The sequence below is a fragment of the Paenibacillus sp. FSL K6-3182 genome, assembly GCF_037976325.1.
Lineage (GTDB): Bacteria > Bacillota > Bacilli > Paenibacillales > Paenibacillaceae > Pristimantibacillus.
This window is the reverse complement of sequence record NZ_CP150265.1, coordinates 5,825,912-5,845,206: the sequence shown is the minus strand read 5'-3', so window position 1 is coordinate 5,845,206 and position 19,295 is coordinate 5,825,912. Positions and strand designations below refer to the sequence as shown.

Sequence of the window (19,295 nt, the reverse complement as noted above, 5' to 3'; positions counted from 1 at the left end):
TATCGTCAAAATAGTGCTATAGATGAGCAGTATTCTGTTAGAATTATTCGATTAATTATCAGTATAATGCAAATATATAGGATTGCAAATAAAACTAAACAGGAAGGTTGGTTCAGTCGATGAAATTTACAGACGGCAACTGGCTCATTCGTGATGAATACAAAGTATTAGGGGCTGTACAAGTCCATGATTTCGAGCAAAAGGATGGCAAACTAACTGCTTATGCTTCGCCACAACCTATCTATAATCGCTCTAATATGCTGGATACGATGTTATTAACGGTCCATTTTCATTCTCCGCTGCCAGGCATTATTGGCGTTAAGCTTGTGCATCATGCAGGTGTTCGGGAGCGTGGCCCAGTATTCGAGCTGTCCTCGCAAACTGGCGACCATGTTGTCATCGAAGAAAACGATGAGCGGGCTGTTCTAACTAGCGGCAGCCTTAGCGTTCATATCCGTAAAGGAGCCGTATGGGCGGTGGATTTCTATCGCGCGGGCGAGCGGATTACGGGAAGTACGCAAAAATCGATGGCCTACATTAAAGAAGACAACGGCAATACGTTTATGCGCGAAGAATTGGATGTTGGTGTTGGTGAGTGGGTATATGGCCTTGGCGAGCGCTTCACGCCTTTCGTAAGAAACGGACAAGTAGTAGATCTCTGGAACAAAGACGGGGGCACAAGCTCGGAGCAATCGTACAAAAATATTCCTTTCTACATGACCAATAAGGGATATGGTGTATTCGTCAATCATCCAGAGCTGGTATCATTCGAGATTGCTTCGGAAAAAGTGAAAAAGGTACAATTCAGTGTATCAGGAGAATCACTCGAATATTTCATTATCGATGGTCCGAGCATGAAGGATGTTCTTCATAAATATACAGATTTGACTGGCAAGCCAGCGCTGCCGCCGGCATGGACATTTGGATTATGGCTTACCACTTCATTTACGACTAACTATGATGAAGCAACAGTTAATTCATTCGTCGATGGCATGGCAGAACGTGATCTTCCATTGCATGTGTTCCACTTCGACTGTTTCTGGATGCGTGAGTTTCATTGGACGGATTTCAAATGGGATGAGCGGGTATTCCCAGACCCTGTCGGTATGCTGTCACGCCTTAAAGAAAAAGGGCTTAAAATTTGCGTATGGATCAATCCTTATATCGCTCAGCGTTCGCGTTTGTTCGAGGAAGGCAAACAAAATGGCTATTTGGTGAAAAAGCCAAACGGCGATGTGTGGCAATGGGATTTGTGGCAGCCAGGCATGGCGCTCGTTGATTTCACTAACCCAGCAGCATGCGAGTGGTACGCAAGTTATTTGCGTGAGCTGGTCGACATGGGTGTGGACAGCTTTAAAACCGACTTCGGTGAGCGTATTCCGACCGATGTCGCTTATTTTGACGGCTCCGATCCGATGAAAATGCACAATTACTATACTCAGCTTTATAACAAAGTCGTATTTGAAGTGCTGGAAGAGAAGCTTGGCCGAAACGAAGCCGCTTTGTTTGCCCGTTCAGCTACGGCAGGCGGCCAGAAATTCCCCGTACATTGGGGCGGTGACTGTTATGCGGACTATGAGTCCATGGCGGAGAGCTTGCGCGGCGGCTTGTCGCTCGGGATGTCGGGCTTTGGTTTCTGGAGCCACGATATTGGCGGATTCGAGAATACTGCGCCAGAGCATGTATTCAAACGTTGGTTAGCCTTTGGACTGCTGTCCAGCCATAGCCGCTTGCACGGAAGCAAATCGTATAGAGTGCCTTGGGCATACGATACGGAAGCGGTAGATGTTACTCGCTTCTTCACGAAGCTGAAATGCCGGATCATGCCTTACTTATTTAATACAGCTGTTCAAGCAACTGAGCTGGGCTTGCCTTCGATGCGTGCCATGGTGCTTGAGTTCCCAGAAGATCCGACCAGCGAAATGCTGGACCGCCAATACATGCTGGGCGACTCTATCCTGGTAGCTCCTATTTTCAACGAGCAGGGCCATGTCACTTATTATTTGCCAGCTGGAAAATGGACTCATCTGTTATCTGGAGAAATTGTAGAAGGAGGCTCATGGCGTAAAGAGAAATATGACTTCTTTAGCCTTCCACTATTCGTTCGCCCTAATTCCATTATTGCGCTTGGAGCGAATGAGGTTAAACCAGATTATGATTATGCGGATGGCGTCCAGTTTGAGCTTCATAATCTGGAAGACGGAAAAACAGCTGCAACGGCTGTGCGCAATACCAAAGGCGATACAGAATTGACGATCTCGGCAACACGCCAAGGCGAGGCGATCACTGTTCAATTAGAGGGCAGCGGCAAAGCATTCTCGTTGGAACTGAAAGGGCTAGGTCCAATTCGTTCAGTCGAAGGGGTAAAAGCTGATGTGAAGGATACAGTTCTGCACATTGCAGCTGGCTCGAAGCAGCTGGCGTTTACTATTCATATCTAAACAATTAAGAGGCAGCTTCGTCACAGCCGTATGCAGGCTAGGCCGAAGCTGCCCCTTTTATAGTGCCATTGTACGAGCATTGACCAAAATCGCATAAGAAAAGACTAATAATACAACTGGTTTTCGCATAGGACTGTCGATATAATAAAGATCAGAAAACAAAATCAAATACATCAAATAATAAATATAAGGGAGTGCAGCTCACATGTCACGAATGAATATTGGTTTGCAATTGTACACGTTAAGAGACGCTACCGCACAAGATTTTGAAGGCACGCTTCGCAAGGTTGCAGCAATGGGCTATGAGGGCGTAGAATTTGCAGGATACGGTGATATCAAAGCTGAAGACATGCGCGATCTGCTTCAAGAATTGAATCTGAAAGCAATCGGCAGCCACGTTGGCTTGCATCTGCTTGAAGGCAATCTTGATGAGGAAATTGCTTATCTTCAAACCATTGGAGCTAAATATGCCATTTGTCCTTGGTTGCCGGTAGATGCTCGTGATACAGAAGCATGGCGCGGACATCTCGTAAAATTTGAAGAGTATGGTAAGCGTTTCCGTGAAGCAGGCATTTCTTTTGCTTATCACAACCATGAATTTGAATTTGAAGTTGAAATCGACGGCCAAATCGTATTTGACGCATTGTATGAGCGGATTGATCCGCAATATCTACAAGTTGAAATGGATATCGGTTGGGTACAATACTCCGGTGTTGACCCGCTTGCTTACATTGCAAAATACGCAGGACGTCTGCCGCTTCTTCATTTGAAGGACTTCCGCGCTGGTGAGAAGGGCCAACAAATCGATACAGTAGAGCTTGGACGTGGCGATTTGCCGCTTCTTCCTATTATTGATGCTGCCTCGAAAGCATCTGTAGAATGGATTATTGTTGAGCAGGACACTTGTGCGAATCCTCCGATTGAAGCTGTTGCAGAAAGCATGGAATGGTTGAAAACAAATTTTTTGAACAAATAATAATCTAATTAATCATAGATAGGGGAAAATATTCATGTCTAAAGTACGTGTAGCAGTTATAGGTTGCGGATCGATTTCGAAATACCGTCATATCCCGGAATATGCAGCTCATGAGAATGTTGAGCTTGTTGCATTCGTAGATCCAATTATCGAGCGCGCAGAACACTATGCAAATTTGCATGGCGGCAAAGCGTTTGCTGATTTCGAAACGATGCTTGCAGAAATCAAACCTGATGCAGTAAGCGTATGTACGCCAAATGCATTGCATGCTTCAATGTCAATTACTGCAGCTAATGCGGGCGCTCATGTTCTAGTTGAGAAACCAATGGCTGTAACAGATGAAGAAGCGGAAGCGATGATTGAAGCAGCTAAGAAAAACGGCGTTCACTTGATGGTTGGTCATAACCAACGCTTCATGCCGCCGCATGTTAAAGCGAAGCAAGTGTTGCAATCCGGCATTCTAGGCAAAGTACTTACATTCCGCACATCATTTGGTCACCCTGGTCCAGATGGCTGGAGCATCGATGGCGCAGAAAGCTGGTTCTTCCGTAAGCCAGAAGCTATTATGGGCGCAATGGGCGATCTTGGCGTTCATAAATCCGATCTTATTCGCTGGATGCTTGACGACGAAGTTTCAGAAGTAGCTGGATTTGTTGGCACGCTTGATAAGGATACCGATGTTGATGATAACGCATCATGCTTGCTTCGTATGAAGAGCGGTGCAATCGGCACGCTTGTAGCAAGCTGGACTTACTATAAGGGTGAGGACAACAGCACTATTTTGTGGTGCGAGAACGGCGTTATGAAAATCGGTACGCATCCTGACGATCAAGTAATCGTGGAGCTGCGCAACGGCACAGTTGAGAAGCATAAAGTAGGCGCAATCTCGACTAACGATAAGCAAGAGACAAGCGGCGTAGTCAATGCTTTCTTGGAAAGCATTCTTACGAACACAACACCTGCTGTAAGCGGTGAAGATGGCCGTGCTTCTTTGAAAGTTATCTTGTGTGCATTTGAGTCACAAGCAACAGGCAAATTCATTAGCGTAAACTAATTCATGTACAGGAATGCCTTCAACCGACGTGCGCAAGCCGTAAGGTTGGAGGTATTCTTTTTTGCACACTATCTTGCATTGTAGAATAGCATGTGGTAAATTATACAAAAGACGGAATTGCTGTACAATGCTATACTGTATTGATTAATAGTAAGTTATGCTTAGTATCTTTCCACATACAGTACCGAAGAATTAGAACTTCAATGATGGAGGACACGAAATGAACATTCAATTTAAAAAGGGCGTGCTTGAAATATGCGTTCTTGTGCTTGCGACAAGGGGAGATCGATACGGCTATGAGCTGGCTGTTAAAATTTCCGAGAAGTTTGAAGTAGCTGTCGGAAGCGTATATCCATTACTAAGCAGATTGACACAGGACGGCTATTTCTCAACCTACTTGAAGGAATCAACTGAAGGCCCGCCTAGGAAATATTATCAATTAACAGCAGAGGGCTGGAGTCATATGCGCAAATTAATTGCAGAATGGGAAAGTTTCACGCAATCCGTAAATGAAATTGTAGAGGAAGGTTTAAGACCATGACGACAAGAGATCGATATATGTTGGAGCTTGAGAGCATGCTCAAAGTCATTCCAGAGCCGCAGCGGAAGGAATGGCTGTACGATTATTATCTTCATTTTCAGCAAGCGGTAGAGAATGGTCAAACCGAGGAGCAAGCAGCAAGCGAGCTGGGAGATCCAAGGATGATTGCGAACGAGATGCTGCTAGGATACCGAGTTAATCAGGCAGAGACGAACAAGGGCTTCGGAAAGCTCTCAAAAGCTGTATTTGCAACAGCAAGCCTTGGTTTATTCAATATTATATTCGTTCTAGGCCCCTATCTGGCTCTGGCGTCGGTCATTGTTGCTTTATGGGCGGCAGCTTTGGGTATTGGCGTAGGCGGTATCGGAATCATGGCAGAGAGCTTGTGGAACGGTACATTCACTAAGCCGCAGGCATTGACGATAGGCTTGATTACAAGCTCAATTACGATATTACTCATCATCGGCTTAAAGGCACTTACAACTTCCTTCTATAAAATGACCTTAAAATATTTGAAATTCAATACAAGAATTGTAAAGGGGAATAACAAATGAAAAAATTAGCGGCATTCGCATTAATTTTGCTTGGCATAGGAGTACTATGCGCGTTTTTTGTATTCGATAAAGATGAAATTGTAACGAAATTTCAGGGCGAACCTTTTTTGCAGGAAAAAACGATTGATGCATCGTCCATTCGCTCAATCCATGCGGAGACGGATACGTTTAATATAACCTTCGTTCCCGGCACAGCAGATGATATTAAAGTGAGACTTGAAGGAGATGTAAGTGAAAAGCTTGCTGGAGACGTCATCCTAACGGCAGCTCCTAAAGGGGATACGCTTAATATTGAGGCGAATACGAAGGATCGTTTTACATTCGGTATTTCTATCGTTAACTTGAAGCTGACGATTGAGGTGCCTGCAAAGCTATGGAGCTCAGTTGATATTGAAACCGATACAGGAAACATTGTAGTGGATCAGATGGAAGCTGACAAAATGAAATTAAAATCAGATACCGGCAATATAAAATTAACGAATTACACGGCTCAGGAGCTTGAATTTAAAACGGATACTGGAAACATTAATATAGCGGACGGAAAAGGCATCCTAAAAGCAGAATCTGATACGGGAAATGTACGAGTTGAAACAGACGAATTGCGCAGCGATCTTACAATTAAGACGGATACCGGGAATATTATCGTAAATGCAAATAAACAGCCTGCTTCGGCTTTTATAAGTATCAAGAAGGATACCGGAAACAGCAAGGTGGATTGGGATGGTTTCTCAGTTAACAAGGAAACGGAAAATCACATTGAAGGTGTAATCGGCAGCGGTGATATCAAAATAAGCATGGAGTCGGAGACGGGCAACATCAAACTCGGCACTCGATAAGCAAAAATAGATTTATAAACAAGAAGCAAGTCGTGGAATTTATCCATGGCTTGCTTTTTTTTATGTGTTTGCCGTCTCGATTCATTCATGTATCGCATAAAATATAGCAATTGTTTATCGAGGGGATGCGAAACGGAATGGTCGTAGAGCGCAAATATTTTCAAAGGTTTACTTTTGCGGAGTATGTTGAGTATTTGAAACCATTCGTATCAAAAGTGAAGTTTTCGCAGATTCATGTGCATGGAACATGGAAGCCGACTATTGTGGATTATCGCAGAGCTGCGGATAAAATGAAAATCATTCAAGGGATGTGGCGGTTTCATGCGATTACACAAAATTGGGGTGATATCGCCCAGCACGCAACGATCGACCCTGACGGCTATATATGGGAGGGTCGTTCTCTTCTGGAGGCGCCGGCCTCTGCTGTTGGCTACAATGACCCTGATCCAGACCGCATACATCCGTTTATGTTCGAGATGATCGGTAATTTTGATGTTGGAGCTGAGAAGCTGGAAGGTGCTCAGCTTGCTTCAGCCGTTAAGCTGACAAGTCAAATTGCTGCCATGTGGAAGCTGCCAGACAGTCAAATTTTGTTTCATCGCGAAATGAATCCAGCGAAAACATGTCCAGGAAGTTCAGTTAACAAAGCGGCTTTCTTAGAGCTTGTTCGCGACTGGAGGGATGTTGATATGAACGCAGCGGATGCTAACAAAATTATCTCTACTTGGCTCTCTCCAGCATGGTTTGCAGCAACCACAAAAGCGGAGAAAGATGAAATTCATCGGCTCGCAAATGAGCTTCGAAAAGCTAGCGGACAGCTCTAAAAGCAGCAAAAAACGGTGATGAGCATATTCTCATAAAGCAGTAATGGTACTGTTTTGCTAGCTATTTTCACACGATTACCAGTTTTTGTGTCATGAAACACCAAAAACCCCATGGTAAGATAAGTGGCGTCAGGAAGAACGATGCGCAAACAAAACGAATGCGCAGCTGAAAAAGCTTCAGTCGTCAGACGCTTTTTTACAAAAACTTATCTTATTAGGAGGATTCATTCATGAAGATGCAACCAATACGTGTAGGTGTCGCTGGCATAATCGCAGCAACGGTGATCGGCGCAGGTTTTACGGCTCCAACGGCAGGTGCAGCACCGGCTGTGAAAACTTTCTCCACGATTCAACAACCATGCCTCATTAGCCAAGATACGATCAAACAGATCGGTGATAAATATGGAATAGATATTAGCAAGCTTTTGAATGGCAGCTTCATTCAATGGCCTACAACAGGCGGTAACACTAATCCGGGAACAGGCACTGGAACAGTAACAAAACCGGGAACAGGTACTGGAACAGTAACAAAACCGGGAACAGGTACTGGAACAGTAACAAAACCAGGAACAGGTACTGGAACAGTAACAAAACCAGGAACAGGTACTGGAACAGTAACAAAACCAGGAACAGGTACTGGAACAGTAACAAAACCAGGAACTGGCACAGGAACTGAAACAAAACCAGGCACAGGTACCGACACAGGAGCTTCCAATTTGAGTGCTTATCAATCACAAGTTGTCGACTTAGTGAATAAGGAACGTGCTAAAGTTGGCTTGTCCGCTTTGAAGAGCGATACGCTTCTTACGAAAGTAGCGTCAGAGAAAGCAAGAGATATGGACGTTAACAACTACTTCAGCCACACATCGCCGACATACGGATCTCCATTTGATATGATGCGTTCTTTCGGAGTGACTTATTCTTATGCTGGTGAGAACATTGCTTCTGGTCAAAAAACACCACAAGATGTTATGACTGCTTGGATGAACAGCCCAGGTCACAAAGCAAACATTCTTAGCGGCAACTTTACAAAAATCGGCGTTGGTTATGTAAACGGCGAATGGGTTCAAATGTTTATCGGCTAGTCTTTCCTTAGACCTTAGAAAACAGCAAGCAATACGTTAGGGGCGGACAACCGCCCTTAACAAGATTTATAATCACGTGATCGAAGTTGTGAAACTTCGGGAACGCACAGGAGGATTTACCCCATGTTTAAAAAACGTACATTAGCAGCAGCAGTAGTAGGATTATCGGTTATGATGGCAGCAGGAACAGTAAGTGCAGCTTCGAAAACACATACAGCGAATGACAATGATACATTCTGGAAGCTATCCAAGCAGTACAGTGTACCTTTGGATACACTAATGGAAGCTAATCCTAAGATAGATCCGCTTAACCTTTATAAAGGTTTAAAGCTTACGATACCTTCCACAGAAGCTTCTGTAGAGAAGAAACCGGCAACGATGAATTCAGCAGCTGACGACTCCGCAAAAACAGTTAAAGCCATGAATGGTAAAGAATACGCTTACTCGAAAGCGCTTCTCGTACAAGCTACGGCTTATACAGCAGCAGCATCTGAGAATGGCAAGTGGGGAGCAGTCGACTACTTTGGAGACAAGCTCCAGGTTGGTACGATTGCCGTAGATCCGAAAATGATACCTCTTGGCACAAAGCTTTATGTGACAGGGTATTCCTATAATGGTTTGCCGCAAGGCGGTATGATTGCAACAGCAACAGATATTGGCGGTTCGATTAAAGGCAATCGCGTTGATATTTTTGTACCAGGCTCAACAAGCCAAGCCATGTCTTTTGGTATCCAAAACGTGAAAGTATTCGTTCTTGAATAAAAATATAGATGGAAAAGGCAATCCACTCTTCATGAGGGATTGCCTTTTTTGTACAGAAAACTTAACGGGCTTTGGATTGTCCGACGAGCTCAGGCAATGTAACGAGCTCATACCCTTTGCTTTCCAGCAATTGGATGAGCTTCGGGAGTGCAGCAACCGTGCCGGATAAGTTTTGGCCGACTCCTCCGCCTGCGTGCTGTAAAATAATCGATCCAGGTTGAAGTGTTCTTTTTATATTTTGCAGCACCAATGCGCTGCTAGGATTGTTCTTCCAATCTATGGAATCCACATCCCAGTTGACGATAGCAAAACCAGCCTGCTTGCTCCATCTTACTTGCTGAGGCAGCAGTTCTCCGTATGGCGGTCGTATAAAATGAGGAGAATATCCGACTATATTTTTTATTATGGTGTCCGTTCGCCAAATTTGCTTCTGATACTTCGTTAAAGTAAGCTTTGAAAAAATAGCATGGTCATAAGAGTGATTACCAATGACATGCCCTTCGTTATGTATCCGCTTTACTAATGCAGGGTATTTGGCAGCACGATTTCCTACAATAAAAAAAGTAGCGCAAACATCATGCTCCGCTAATATATCCAAAATAGCTGGTGTATATCTTGGATCGGGCACATCATCAAACGTTAGCGCAACTCTTTTCTTATTACGAGGCCCATTAAGGAGAAAGGTATTGGGAAATTGCCTATGAAGCCTATCCCAAGACACGACAGCCGTTTTTCGTTTTTTTGATTCTTTTGCAGGTTTGAACTGAGCTATTTGCTGCTTATCGGCAGCTGAAGCATAGGAATCGGTTGATAGGTTAAGCAGCATACAACCGATTAAAGCAATGCCCGCCACAGTCTTCCCCATTTTATGTGGTGTTTTCCACATTTGCATCAGTCCCCATGATTGATTGTAAACAAGCCGTGCCGCTATTTTACCCATGCTGCATACTTTCATGCGCTTTACTTTAAAAAAAGAGAGGCTTAAACTAAACATAGTTCACCAATTCATGGCAGGGAGGTTATCATTTATGAAATTATTGCAGTTTAAGCAATCCGATCAACTAAGACTCGGCGTGCAGGTTGACTTAGGAATTATTGATATTAAAATGGCCTCTCAAGCTCTGGATATTCCAGCTCCTCTTTCTATAGAAGAAGTTATAAGAGGCGGTAAAACAGCATTAGCGGAACTTCAAGCGGTTATTGAGGCTGTCGTTGCAACTAACAACCACATGTATGTGCTTGAGGACACAAATTTCGCTTACGCACCGGTCGTTTCGAACCCGCAAAAAATAATTTGCGTCGGTTTAAATTACCGCAAGCATGCAGAGGAGACGAAAGCTGAAATTCCGACCACCCCTATTTTGTTTAATAAATTTGCCAATGCCCTGAGTGCACATGGTGATAAGGTGGAGCTGCCGCTTACGAGCAATGAGGTGGATTATGAAGCTGAGCTTGCGATCATTATAGGAAAAACGGCAAAAAACATCGAAGAAGCGGATGCGCTTGATTATGTTTTTGGCTATAGCTGCGCTAACGATTTGTCAGCGAGGAACCTGCAGCGCCGTACATCGCAGTGGATGCTTGGCAAAAGCTGCGACGGATTTGCACCAATTGGTCCTTATATCGTAACGGCAGATGAAGTAAATGATCCGGATAAGCTCACTATTTCTTGCCGCGTAAACGGTGTTCAAAAGCAGCATTCGAATACGGAAGATATGATTTTTTCTTGCCGATCTATAATTAGTTACATTTCTAAGCATATGACACTCGTACCTGGCGATATCATATTAACAGGCACTCCGGAAGGGGTAGTAATCGGATACCCGAGAGATCAAAGGGTCTATTTAAAATCAGGTGATGTGGTAACCGTGGAAATCGAGCAGCTTGGTGAGTTAACTGTCACAATGAGATAATGAAATGCAATTGATAATCATTTTCGTCCGTTGTATAATAAATCGTATCGTTTATTATTGTACATTCATGTTATGGAAGGACGAGAACATCAATGAATGAAGCGTTGTTTGCGATGTTGGAGGACAGCTATGATTTAACGGTAAATAAACGAGAAAATCTTCTGTTTACCTGCCCTGCAATAGATCTGTTGGATGAGAATAAATTGAAGCAATTATTAGCTTTCTATACACCGCTAGTTAAAGGCATGGACCCTTCCGTAGGGGAAGTGTACATGGCAGGTTGGTTTCGCGGGCCTATGCTGGGCTTGCTTTATACGTTGTCTGTTTTGAAACAAGCGCCGGATTTATCACTTAACAATTTAACGGTTCAAATATACAAGGCTGAATATAACAATCATGAATATATTGCTGTCAGCTTTTACTTACATAACTCTGAATTTGTAGCGGCTCCACTACCTTTGGAAGAACAAGAAATGTGGATTAAGGATAAAATCAGCTCTTTGTTTGAGCATACGATACGTCCTGTGTTTGACTTGATTGCGAAGGTAGGAACGTTGAAAGTAGGCATGCTCTGGAGCCAGCTTCCTACCTCGCTTGAATATGGGTATGACAGAATGCTGAGTGCCGAAGCAGATGAACAGGTAAAGCTAAGCATTGTGACTCATTTCAATATGGTCAAATCGCTTGATGGCGAGGTTTTCGGCAGAAGCAAAAATCCGCTTGATGTGAAATTCCGTATGACAGAGTCGTTGGGAGACAAAGATAAGCAAGTTCGGCTGAAAGCAGCTTGCTGCTTGTATTACTTAGTTGATGGCGGCTATTATTGTTATACTTGCCCAAGGGTTAAAGAAAGTGTTCGTGCAGAACAGCGTGAAGAATATCGCTGCAAGCAGCAGGCGTAAAATAAGAAAGACCATAATCATCCATTCTGAATGGAAGGATTATGGTCTTTTTTTTGTTGCGAGATAAGCAATCAAAAAATTGATTATTTCATTTTGAAAACATTAATGGTTCTGAGCAGCTGAGCCGCCATTGTACGCATGCGTTCGGTTTCTTCTACCACCGCTTGTACAGATGCAATCTGCTCATTCATCGAAGCGGATACTTGCTCCGTGCCAGCAGCCGATTGCTGCGTAATCGCGGATATATTTTGGATGGCTCCGGAAATTTTGCGGGCACTCTCAAGCATAGCGTCGCTTTCTTGGGAGAAAACATAAATTTTATCCGTAATAAATTGAACACTTTGAACAATTTCTGAGAATACGACTTCGGATTCCTTAATATGCTCGGTTTGCAGCTTAACGACCTCTTCGTTTGTTTTCATATTGCTGATCGTTTGCTTGATACCCTCGTCAATACTTTTCACTAGGTTGAATACTTGTTTAGTTGAAGCGCTGGATTCCTCAGCAAGCTTGCGGACTTCCTGTGCAACAACGGCAAAGCCTCGTCCGTGCTCGCCTGCTCTTGCGGCCTCGATAGAGGCATTCAATGAAAGCAGGTTCGTTTGCTCAGCCAAATCGGAAATAGTCGTCGTAATTGCACTAATGCCTCTTGCTTTGCGGGCTAGATCTTCAATTGTAGCTGATACTTTCTCGGTTGCCTCAACGTTGCGGCGCATGCCGTCGGCTTGAATATCAAGAGCCTTCATGCCTTTATCTACGAGCTGAAGCGTTTGCTCAGAGCGTGTGTTCATTTCCTTTGTTGAGGTAGCGTAATCGGAAACTTTCTCTTCGATCTCAGTAATGGATTCGCTCATCTCCGATACGTCCTCGGAAATTTCGTTTGCGCCAGTAGCAAGCTCGTTTGCGGAAGCAGCAACCTGCTGCATCGCGATTTGAATATTATTATTTTTGTCAAAAATGCTGTGACTTGTATCGGACACATGACGGATGATGTTCGTCGTTTCCGTAAGAATGTCGCGAAGTTTATCAATCATACTGTTAAACGAATGTCCAAGCTCGCCTAAAGCTGATGAAGACGTTGTGTCGATTTTTTGAGTGAAATCACCTTTGGAAATACGAAGCGCAGTTCCTTTAATTTCATCAAATGAATTATTGATGGATCTCTCGATGAATGAAACGAGTGGAAGCGTAGCGATTGCCATAATGATTGTGAAAATAATTCCAGCGATAAGCGAGCCGCCTGATACTGATAATATGACAAGCATAATGAGGGCAAACACTGCTAAATTTAGGTAAGAAGTAATCAGCAGCTTATTGCGCACGGAAAGCGAATAGTACCATTGGATCATTATGTAAGCGCTCCTTTTAATAGAATATCCATATTATAGCACCAGCTGCGAAATTGGTCTATAATTGTCGATTCATAAAAAATAGATAAATAATGACCGCATGCGGCACTTCGGAAAATACTAAATACGTTTTCGGTGTAACAATAAATAGAAAATGATACCATTATCGGTAATTAGAAATCGTTTTTATAATTAATTGATGGTTTAGACTGCATGGTACATAACTCCTAAGTAAGAAAGAAAAGCAACTTGAAATTAGAATGAAAAATTAAATTAAAAATATTATTTTAGTTCGCAAGGTTCATTTTATTTAGATGTAATGAGATGGTCTTTCTTTAATTATGTAAAAATAAGTTATATAGTCATTAAATGAGAGTCGAATAATATCAAATAAACAAAAATAATGTTGTTTAGTATATTGATAATGATAGAAATGGACTATATAATATGCGTTGAGACCTAAATGGAAACTCATGCCTAATAAATCATAAAGGAGGATAATAAGTATGCAAACGGAATCTGCAGCTCTCGCTCGTCAAGTTGAATTCGTGTTTCGTCAGCTTGAAAGTGAACTGACAAACGCTACGGCTGGTACAGTATTAATACATATTCGGAACAATGCGGTGGGTAAATTTGGGGTTAGGCACCATCCAATCGAATGCAAAAATGGAAAGTTCGAGAGTGTTGATAAAGGACTGACAGCTGTTCAGGTACAGGCATTTAAACAAATGGCCATTGAATCGCTTAAGTTTAGGAAAGACTGGTCGCATGGCGAAATTTTATATGATTTTTCCGTTCGTTCAAGCGCTAATTCTTGGTCGGCAAGCATACTTTTTGAATCTAATTACAATATGGCCAATTGGAATTCTCGCTATTATCCGAAAAGAAATGATTTATGGGATTCACAATAAACAAAATTACGTATAGAAGAAAAAAAGAGCTGACGGGCATCCGTCAGCTCCTCATTTTATTGTCCGAAATCAAGATCAGGATACACATAAGGTGACTCTGGAACCTTGATTCGTTCAAGCCGCTGGGCTTCTAAAGTCATGACAACATGATTCATATAAGTTGATGTCGTTAACCTTCCTGTCACCGTCACCCATTCATCGTCGGCGTAATCCATCGCTTTTGGCCAAGATACCATAAGTCCATAAGGCATAGCGTCGGCTGAACAACAATTCATTGCAAATCTACTGACCGCAAATCGCTCCTTGCCCATCTCGTCCTCGTGGTAAATAAACCCCGAAATTTCAACTTCTTTACCGATAAGTTTCTCTCGAAAGAGATCAAATGTCGTCAACGTCTCAATAAATTGAGTATCCGGTACACGGATAAGTGGTTGGCTGTACAGCTTCTTCGCGTATGCTGTATGTGCTTCCATATAGCCATCGAAAGGATAAAAGGCATCGATTCCGGCACCATTCTCTTCAGCTGTTGAAATTCCAGATAAGCTGATCCCTTTTTTTGAAGCAATATCGCTCCCAAGCGTCCCGGTCGGAACGAGAAAACCGAGCAGCAGCGGAAAAATAAACAACCCATAAATGATGATGTTTTTGAACACGGATGGAGATGGCTCGTGCTCGCAATCACAGCTTGGCGTTTGATTTCCGATACGTTTCTGTAAAGCGGCATAGACTTGATAAATAGCTGCTGCATAGAGGCCTAACGCTGACAGCTTTACGTATACCTCCATTTTTGGAGCGATATAAAGGGCCATTTCACCCGTTTGATCCAAGTAGAGAATAAACAGAGCAAAACCTGTAAGAATGGCGGCACGTAAAAGATGATGAATCATAGCAGCGCCTCCATTATCCAAGCGCCGATGAAGGTTAGCGCCGCGGTTAGTACAATGAGAATAAATACGAATTTAATACGGAATGTCGTTAGCAGCATTAATGTATTTTTAAGATCGATCATTGGGCCGAATACAAGAAAAGCAAGCAGCGGTCCAAAATCAAACATGCCGCTGAACGATGAAGCAATGAAAGCATCTGAAGTGGAGCAGATTGATAATATAAAAGCAAAGCCCATCATGAAAAGATATGAAAATAAAGGCTGATCAGCAAATGCCTCAAAGGTGCTGCGATCAATAACCGTTTGAATAATGGCGGTCAACATTGCTCCGAAAATAAAATATTTGCCCATTTCAAAAAACTCGTTTGAAGCATGTGATAGGGTTGAGGCGGCTCTTCCACGGAATCCAGTACCGCTTGTCCCATGCTCATGAATATGGGTGTGATTGTGGCTATGTGTATGACCCTGCTTGATTAAATGAAACGGTTGAGCTAATTTGAGCGGACTGCTGCGCATAAATTTATAAAGGAGCAAGCCGATGATAACGGCAATGACAAAGGCTAATATCATTCGTGCGTAAGCCATTTCTGGCGTCGTTCGAAAAGCAGCAAAGGTTGATGCAAAAACGATTGGATTAACGACGGGGCCTGCCAATAAATAAACGATTCCGATATAAGCAGGCATGCCTTTGCGAATAAGCCGCCTGACAACCGGTATCATTCCGCATTCACATAATGGGAATAAAATGCCTAGCAGCGCCCCAAAGAGAACTCCCATTACTGGGTTTTTGGGCATGAATTTTTGAATGAGCTCGTCCGAAACGAAGACTTGCAGAATTGCAGAAAAGATCACCCCGAGCAGGATAAATGGAAATGCTTCTAAAATAATGCTTATAAATAATATTTTGAAGGATTGCAAATTAGCGATACTAAAAAGATGTGTGGGAAGCTCTCGATTGGTTACGATAAGGGCGAGCATGATCAAGCAGCCTACTCCAAGCAATGGCGTACAGATGCGGTATAGAAATTTTGCCATAGTCCAATATCCTTTCTTTATGTAAGGATTACGATTATGACTATAGCTTATGCGGTATCGATGCGGGATAGGACAACTTTCGTATCGCTTGACATTAACGATTACAGATGTATAATCGTTTTAAATGCAATGATGGGAATAAGTAAGCTCGATTGGATTGCGTACAGAGAGCCGGTGGTTGCTGCGAACCGGTGCAAACAACGATGCTGAATGGGCCCCGGAGCCTATGAACGGAAACTGGCTGCACGAGCAGCCGAAGATGTTTGTACGGACGCTCCCCGTTACGGAGCAACAAGGCTTATGGGATTTTTAATGCGCTTCGATTGTATAACAAAGCGTACCATAAGCGAATTAGGGTGGCACCACGGTCCCTCGTCCCTTGCGGCGGGGGATTTTTTGCGTTTTTTTTAGACTAAAATTGACAAGAAAGAGGTCGAAGCATTATGAAAAAAGTACTCTCCGGTATTCAGCCAAGCGGTCAGCTTACACTTGGAAACTACATTGGCGCCATGCAAAACTTCGTAAAGCTGCAGCATACAGAAGAATGCTTTTTTATGATCGTTGATTTGCATGCGATTTCGGTTCCACAGGAGCCGGCTGCCTTAAGAGAACAAACGGAAGCGGTAGCCGCATTATTTATTGCTGCAGGCATAGATCCGCTCAAAGCGAATGTATTTGTACAATCGCATGTTCGCGCGCATGCTGAGCTTGGATGGTTGTTTACAACGCTTGCCAACATGGGCGAGCTGGAAAGAATGACGCAGTTCAAAGATAAATCTGCAGGCAAAGATTCTGTTGGGGCGGGGCTGTTCGTCTATCCGACGCTGATGGCTGCCGATATATTGGTTTATAATGCGGATCTTGTACCAGTTGGCGACGATCAGAAGCAGCATTTGGAGCTTACTCGTGATTTGGCGCATCGCTTCAATACAAGGTTTGGCAAATACTTTACGATACCGGAGCCTTATATTCCGAAAGTAGGCGCTAGGGTAATGTCGCTTGATGATGCCAGCAAAAAAATGAGCAAAAGCAATCCAAATGTAGGAAGCTTCATTGCGCTGCTTGATTCTCCAGATGTGATTCGCAAAAAAATTAGCAGAGCGACAACAGATTCAGGCCGCGAAGTGAAATACGATCCAGCAAATAAACCTGAGATTAGCAATCTAATGAGTATTTATGCTCATTGTGCAAATATGAGCATTGAAGATATCGAGGCTCGTTATGAGGGGCAAGGTTATGGACCTTTCAAGAAGGATCTTGCGGAGCAGGTGGTTGCGGTTATAGAACCGCTGCAAGCTAGATATAATGAAATTCGCAGTTCAGGCGAGATTCATCAAATCTTGAAGCAAGGCGCAGAAAAGGCTTCCTTGGTCGCAGATCGTACACTTGCAGACGTGAAAGAGCTTATGGGTTTTCTGCCGCCTCGCGGCTAATCTTTTAGGTACTTACAAGGCTGACGCCCCATAGCGTCAGCCTTGTTTTTTTCTGCGCAAGCGAGCTTTTGTAATAAAGCCGGCTCCTATAGTGAAAAGGCTCAACAAACCAAACAATAATACAAACCAGCCATTATAGCTGATGGAGATAGCCATAGCGCTCATAAATACGATAGCTAGTACGGAAAAGAACAAAGAAAGCGGTTTGGACATCTTGTTTTCTCTCCTTAATAAATCGTCAATATATTTTAATGGTTTAAGAATAGATTCTTTGATGGTGCGCATAATAAGCTTGCAAGCTTGCAACACACATCAAAGTGCAGAGGACGAAAGGAGAAATACATTATGGCAGGAAGCAGAAATCAACTTGTTGTTCCACAAGCAACTGCAGCATTACAACAAATGAAACTTGAGGCAGCGCAAGAACTGGGCGTACAAATTCCTCAAGATGGCTACTACGGTAATGTTTCAACTCGTGATGCAGGCTCCCTAGGTGGTTATATTACGAAAAAGCTTGTTCAAATTGCTGAACAACAATTGTCAGGCGGCTCCCGTTAATCGCTTCTAATACACAGTGATGAAATGAAGCCCAAGGGTAATCCTTGGGCTTTTTATTATGGTAACCATCATTTTAGCACAGGGCTGATCGACTTTCTTCTATAATATAAAACAAAAAAAAGAAAGCCCCCTCTATTTTGAAGCAAAGGGCTTTCTAACGTCAATACTAAAAAGTATCCATGCGCAATCTTTTCAATAAACGTTCATCGCTAAGCCAGCCGACATAAGAGCCAATGGTCTCATCCTTTTTATTCATAAGCAGAACGCCAACGAATGGGTATTGCTTGCGATGGCGATATCGTACGTCGCACCATCTGACCTCATATCCCCATGAATGCTCCCGAACGTCTGCGCAGGCAAAGCTGGTGAAATATAAAAAGGATCGAATGGCGGGATCGTTTTTGGATTTGGCGACTGCCGGGTGATCAGAGCATTCCACATAATCAATCCATACTAAATTGTTATTGCGTAAATTTCCAATCGCGAATCCGCCATTTTTAACTTGCTTGACTACATTCCATATCGTTAGAGAAATCGTTGGAATGACGATATAAGCATCGCCTTCATGATATTCAGTGTCCAGCGTCTTCATCCGTTGCAGCGTACTTCTGGAGGTAACTGTCCGCCATACAAAATAAATGGCTAGAAACAAGTACATAAGCGGGAATATTGAAGCTGGATTTACGAATCCGCCTGCCCACAGTAAAATAGCTATGACATGCGTTGTGAAAATGATGGGATCAAATATGTGTATAATGTTCCAAGAGATCCATTTGTCCGTGAAGGGCCGCATCGCTTGAGTGCCGTAAGTATTAAATAAATCGGTGAATACATGCACGCATACGGCGAGCAGCACCCAGCCCCCAATATGCAGCCAAGGGAGCGAGCCGCGGTAAAACAATTGGAGGAGGCCGGTAATTAGCGCAGTCCAAATGGCGATAGCCGGCAAGGAGTGAGAAATGCCGCGATGATTGCGAATGTAAATCGCATTGCCTTTTAAACGAAGTAGGCCATCTAAATCGGGCGCTTGCGATCCGATAACTGTGCCGAGCAATACAGCGGTGTGAATGGCTGGATTTGCTGCTACCACGGGATCAATTGCGGCAAGTCCCCCTAAACCGATGCCCATGATAAGATGTGTGCCTGTGTCCATGACAAGTCCTCCCCAATCGATAATTAGATGTAGTATCGGCGGAAGGGAGCAACTTTATCAATATAATCTAAAGGAGACTGAA

At 43.3% G+C, this 19,295-nt stretch carries 20 protein-coding genes and 1 other annotated feature; of the genes, 14 read left to right on the top strand and 6 right to left on the bottom strand.

Going from position 1 to position 19,295, the window contains the following annotated elements; genetic code table 11:
• Positions 1-119: 119 nt before the first annotated feature.
• The 9 genes from yicI to MHH56_RS25740 all read left to right on the top strand — a co-directional run bounded on the left by yicI (position 120) and on the right by MHH56_RS25740 (position 9,073).
• Positions 120-2,441, top strand: coding sequence for an alpha-xylosidase (gene yicI / locus MHH56_RS25780; RefSeq protein ID WP_339204505.1), 2,322 nt, complete (start codon positions 120-122; stop codon positions 2,439-2,441).
• A 205-nt stretch (positions 2,442-2,646) separates the two neighbouring features.
• Positions 2,647-3,417, top strand: coding sequence for a sugar phosphate isomerase/epimerase (locus tag MHH56_RS25775; protein ID WP_339204504.1), 771 nt, complete (start codon positions 2,647-2,649; stop codon positions 3,415-3,417).
• Positions 3,418-3,451: 34 nt separating this feature from the next.
• A complete protein-coding gene (locus MHH56_RS25770) occupies positions 3,452-4,471 on the top strand; it encodes a Gfo/Idh/MocA family oxidoreductase (protein ID WP_076267483.1) in 1,020 nt (339 codons plus the stop codon).
• 220 nt (positions 4,472-4,691) lie between these two features.
• A complete protein-coding gene (locus tag MHH56_RS25765) occupies positions 4,692-5,012 on the top strand; it encodes a PadR family transcriptional regulator (RefSeq protein WP_076267484.1) in 321 nt (106 codons plus the stop codon).
• Complete coding sequence (locus tag MHH56_RS25760) at positions 5,009-5,566, top strand: DUF1700 domain-containing protein (RefSeq protein ID WP_339204503.1); 558 nt, start codon at positions 5,009-5,011, stop codon at positions 5,564-5,566. Before MHH56_RS25765 ends, MHH56_RS25760 begins: the two co-directional genes overlap by 4 nt.
• A complete protein-coding gene (locus MHH56_RS25755; protein ID WP_339204502.1) occupies positions 5,563-6,402 on the top strand; it encodes a DUF4097 family beta strand repeat-containing protein in 840 nt (279 codons plus the stop codon). Before MHH56_RS25760 ends, MHH56_RS25755 begins: the two co-directional genes overlap by 4 nt.
• Positions 6,403-6,539: 137 nt before the next feature.
• The gene (locus MHH56_RS25750) at positions 6,540-7,226 is read left to right on the top strand and encodes a peptidoglycan recognition family protein (protein WP_339204501.1); all 687 of its coding nucleotides are present in this window, start codon (positions 6,540-6,542) and stop codon (positions 7,224-7,226) included.
• A gap of 230 nt (positions 7,227-7,456) precedes the next feature.
• Positions 7,457-8,311 carry a CAP domain-containing protein gene (locus tag MHH56_RS25745; protein WP_339204500.1) on the top strand — a complete coding sequence of 285 codons (855 nt, stop codon included), beginning with the start codon at positions 7,457-7,459 and terminating at the stop codon, positions 8,309-8,311.
• 123 nt (positions 8,312-8,434) lie between these two features.
• Positions 8,435-9,073, top strand: a complete 639-nt coding sequence (locus MHH56_RS25740) for a 3D domain-containing protein (RefSeq protein ID WP_339204499.1) — start codon at positions 8,435-8,437, stop codon at positions 9,071-9,073.
• 61 nt (positions 9,074-9,134) lie between these two features.
• Here MHH56_RS25740 and MHH56_RS25735 read toward each other — a convergent pair whose 3' ends face one another.
• Positions 9,135-9,965: a polysaccharide deacetylase family protein gene (locus tag MHH56_RS25735; protein WP_339204498.1), complete on the bottom strand. Its 831-nt coding sequence runs from the start codon at positions 9,963-9,965 to the stop codon at positions 9,135-9,137.
• A gap of 136 nt (positions 9,966-10,101) precedes the next feature.
• Here MHH56_RS25735 and MHH56_RS25730 point away from each other — a divergent pair, with 136 nt between their 5' ends.
• Both MHH56_RS25730 and MHH56_RS25725 read left to right on the top strand, forming a co-directional pair.
• Positions 10,102-10,986: a fumarylacetoacetate hydrolase family protein gene (locus tag MHH56_RS25730; protein ID WP_339204497.1), complete on the top strand. Its 885-nt coding sequence runs from the start codon at positions 10,102-10,104 to the stop codon at positions 10,984-10,986.
• 92 nt (positions 10,987-11,078) lie between these two features.
• Positions 11,079-11,888 (top strand): (2Fe-2S)-binding protein, encoded by an 810-nt coding sequence (locus MHH56_RS25725; RefSeq protein ID WP_339204496.1) that lies wholly within the window; start codon positions 11,079-11,081, stop codon positions 11,886-11,888.
• Positions 11,889-11,971: 83 nt separating this feature from the next.
• On the opposite strand, the gene MHH56_RS25720 is transcribed toward MHH56_RS25725, so the two are convergent.
• The gene (locus tag MHH56_RS25720; RefSeq protein WP_339204495.1) at positions 11,972-13,237 is read right to left on the bottom strand and encodes a methyl-accepting chemotaxis protein; all 1,266 of its coding nucleotides are present in this window, start codon (positions 13,235-13,237) and stop codon (positions 11,972-11,974) included.
• Positions 13,238-13,743: 506 nt separating this feature from the next.
• Between MHH56_RS25720 and MHH56_RS25715 the strand changes: the two genes are divergently transcribed.
• On the top strand, positions 13,744-14,148 hold the full coding sequence (locus tag MHH56_RS25715) for an O-methyltransferase (protein WP_076267494.1): 405 nt from the start codon (positions 13,744-13,746) through the stop codon (positions 14,146-14,148).
• A gap of 56 nt (positions 14,149-14,204) precedes the next feature.
• Here MHH56_RS25715 and MHH56_RS25710 read toward each other — a convergent pair whose 3' ends face one another.
• The gene (locus tag MHH56_RS25710) at positions 14,205-15,035 is read right to left on the bottom strand and encodes a TIGR03943 family protein (RefSeq protein WP_339204494.1); all 831 of its coding nucleotides are present in this window, start codon (positions 15,033-15,035) and stop codon (positions 14,205-14,207) included.
• The gene (locus MHH56_RS25705; protein ID WP_339204493.1) at positions 15,032-16,069 is read right to left on the bottom strand and encodes a permease; all 1,038 of its coding nucleotides are present in this window, start codon (positions 16,067-16,069) and stop codon (positions 15,032-15,034) included. The genes MHH56_RS25710 and MHH56_RS25705 overlap by 4 nt, the downstream gene beginning before the upstream one ends.
• Positions 16,070-16,189: 120 nt before the next feature.
• Positions 16,190-16,452: a binding site (T-box leader), on the top strand.
• 60 nt (positions 16,453-16,512) lie between these two features.
• On the opposite strand from MHH56_RS25705, the gene trpS reads away from it, so the two are divergent.
• A complete protein-coding gene (trpS, locus tag MHH56_RS25700) occupies positions 16,513-17,502 on the top strand; it encodes a tryptophan--tRNA ligase (RefSeq protein WP_339204492.1) in 990 nt (329 codons plus the stop codon).
• 36 nt (positions 17,503-17,538) lie between these two features.
• On the opposite strand, the gene MHH56_RS25695 is transcribed toward trpS, so the two are convergent.
• Complete coding sequence (locus MHH56_RS25695; protein WP_179089778.1) at positions 17,539-17,715, bottom strand: DUF5325 family protein; 177 nt, start codon at positions 17,713-17,715, stop codon at positions 17,539-17,541.
• Positions 17,716-17,847: 132 nt separating this feature from the next.
• Here MHH56_RS25695 and MHH56_RS25690 point away from each other — a divergent pair, with 132 nt between their 5' ends.
• On the top strand, positions 17,848-18,060 hold the full coding sequence (locus tag MHH56_RS25690) for an alpha/beta-type small acid-soluble spore protein (protein WP_054023438.1): 213 nt from the start codon (positions 17,848-17,850) through the stop codon (positions 18,058-18,060).
• A gap of 166 nt (positions 18,061-18,226) precedes the next feature.
• On the opposite strand, the gene MHH56_RS25685 is transcribed toward MHH56_RS25690, so the two are convergent.
• Positions 18,227-19,213 carry a metal-dependent hydrolase gene (locus MHH56_RS25685; RefSeq protein ID WP_339204491.1) on the bottom strand — a complete coding sequence of 329 codons (987 nt, stop codon included), beginning with the start codon at positions 19,211-19,213 and terminating at the stop codon, positions 18,227-18,229.
• Positions 19,214-19,295 lie beyond the last annotated feature (82 nt).

Coding starts and splice junctions, on each gene's coding strand:
- yicI (WP_339204505.1), top strand. CDS start 120: ATGAAATTTACAGACGGCAACTGGCTCATTCGTGATGAATACAAAGTA.
- MHH56_RS25775 (WP_339204504.1), top strand. CDS start 2,647: ATGTCACGAATGAATATTGGTTTGCAATTGTACACGTTAAGAGACGCT.
- MHH56_RS25770 (WP_076267483.1), top strand. CDS start 3,452: ATGTCTAAAGTACGTGTAGCAGTTATAGGTTGCGGATCGATTTCGAAA.
- MHH56_RS25765 (WP_076267484.1), top strand. CDS start 4,692: ATGAACATTCAATTTAAAAAGGGCGTGCTTGAAATATGCGTTCTTGTG.
- MHH56_RS25760 (WP_339204503.1), top strand. CDS start 5,009: ATGACGACAAGAGATCGATATATGTTGGAGCTTGAGAGCATGCTCAAA.
- MHH56_RS25755 (WP_339204502.1), top strand. CDS start 5,563: ATGAAAAAATTAGCGGCATTCGCATTAATTTTGCTTGGCATAGGAGTA.
- MHH56_RS25750 (WP_339204501.1), top strand. CDS start 6,540: ATGGTCGTAGAGCGCAAATATTTTCAAAGGTTTACTTTTGCGGAGTAT.
- MHH56_RS25745 (WP_339204500.1), top strand. CDS start 7,457: ATGAAGATGCAACCAATACGTGTAGGTGTCGCTGGCATAATCGCAGCA.
- MHH56_RS25740 (WP_339204499.1), top strand. CDS start 8,435: ATGTTTAAAAAACGTACATTAGCAGCAGCAGTAGTAGGATTATCGGTT.
- MHH56_RS25735 (WP_339204498.1), bottom strand. CDS start 9,965: ATGCAAATGTGGAAAACACCACATAAAATGGGGAAGACTGTGGCGGGC.
- MHH56_RS25730 (WP_339204497.1), top strand. CDS start 10,102: ATGAAATTATTGCAGTTTAAGCAATCCGATCAACTAAGACTCGGCGTG.
- MHH56_RS25725 (WP_339204496.1), top strand. CDS start 11,079: ATGAATGAAGCGTTGTTTGCGATGTTGGAGGACAGCTATGATTTAACG.
- MHH56_RS25720 (WP_339204495.1), bottom strand. CDS start 13,237: ATGATCCAATGGTACTATTCGCTTTCCGTGCGCAATAAGCTGCTGATT.
- MHH56_RS25715 (WP_076267494.1), top strand. CDS start 13,744: ATGCAAACGGAATCTGCAGCTCTCGCTCGTCAAGTTGAATTCGTGTTT.
- MHH56_RS25710 (WP_339204494.1), bottom strand. CDS start 15,035: ATGATTCATCATCTTTTACGTGCCGCCATTCTTACAGGTTTTGCTCTG.
- MHH56_RS25705 (WP_339204493.1), bottom strand. CDS start 16,069: ATGGCAAAATTTCTATACCGCATCTGTACGCCATTGCTTGGAGTAGGC.
- trpS (WP_339204492.1), top strand. CDS start 16,513: ATGAAAAAAGTACTCTCCGGTATTCAGCCAAGCGGTCAGCTTACACTT.
- MHH56_RS25695 (WP_179089778.1), bottom strand. CDS start 17,715: ATGTCCAAACCGCTTTCTTTGTTCTTTTCCGTACTAGCTATCGTATTT.
- MHH56_RS25690 (WP_054023438.1), top strand. CDS start 17,848: ATGGCAGGAAGCAGAAATCAACTTGTTGTTCCACAAGCAACTGCAGCA.
- MHH56_RS25685 (WP_339204491.1), bottom strand. CDS start 19,213: ATGGACACAGGCACACATCTTATCATGGGCATCGGTTTAGGGGGACTT.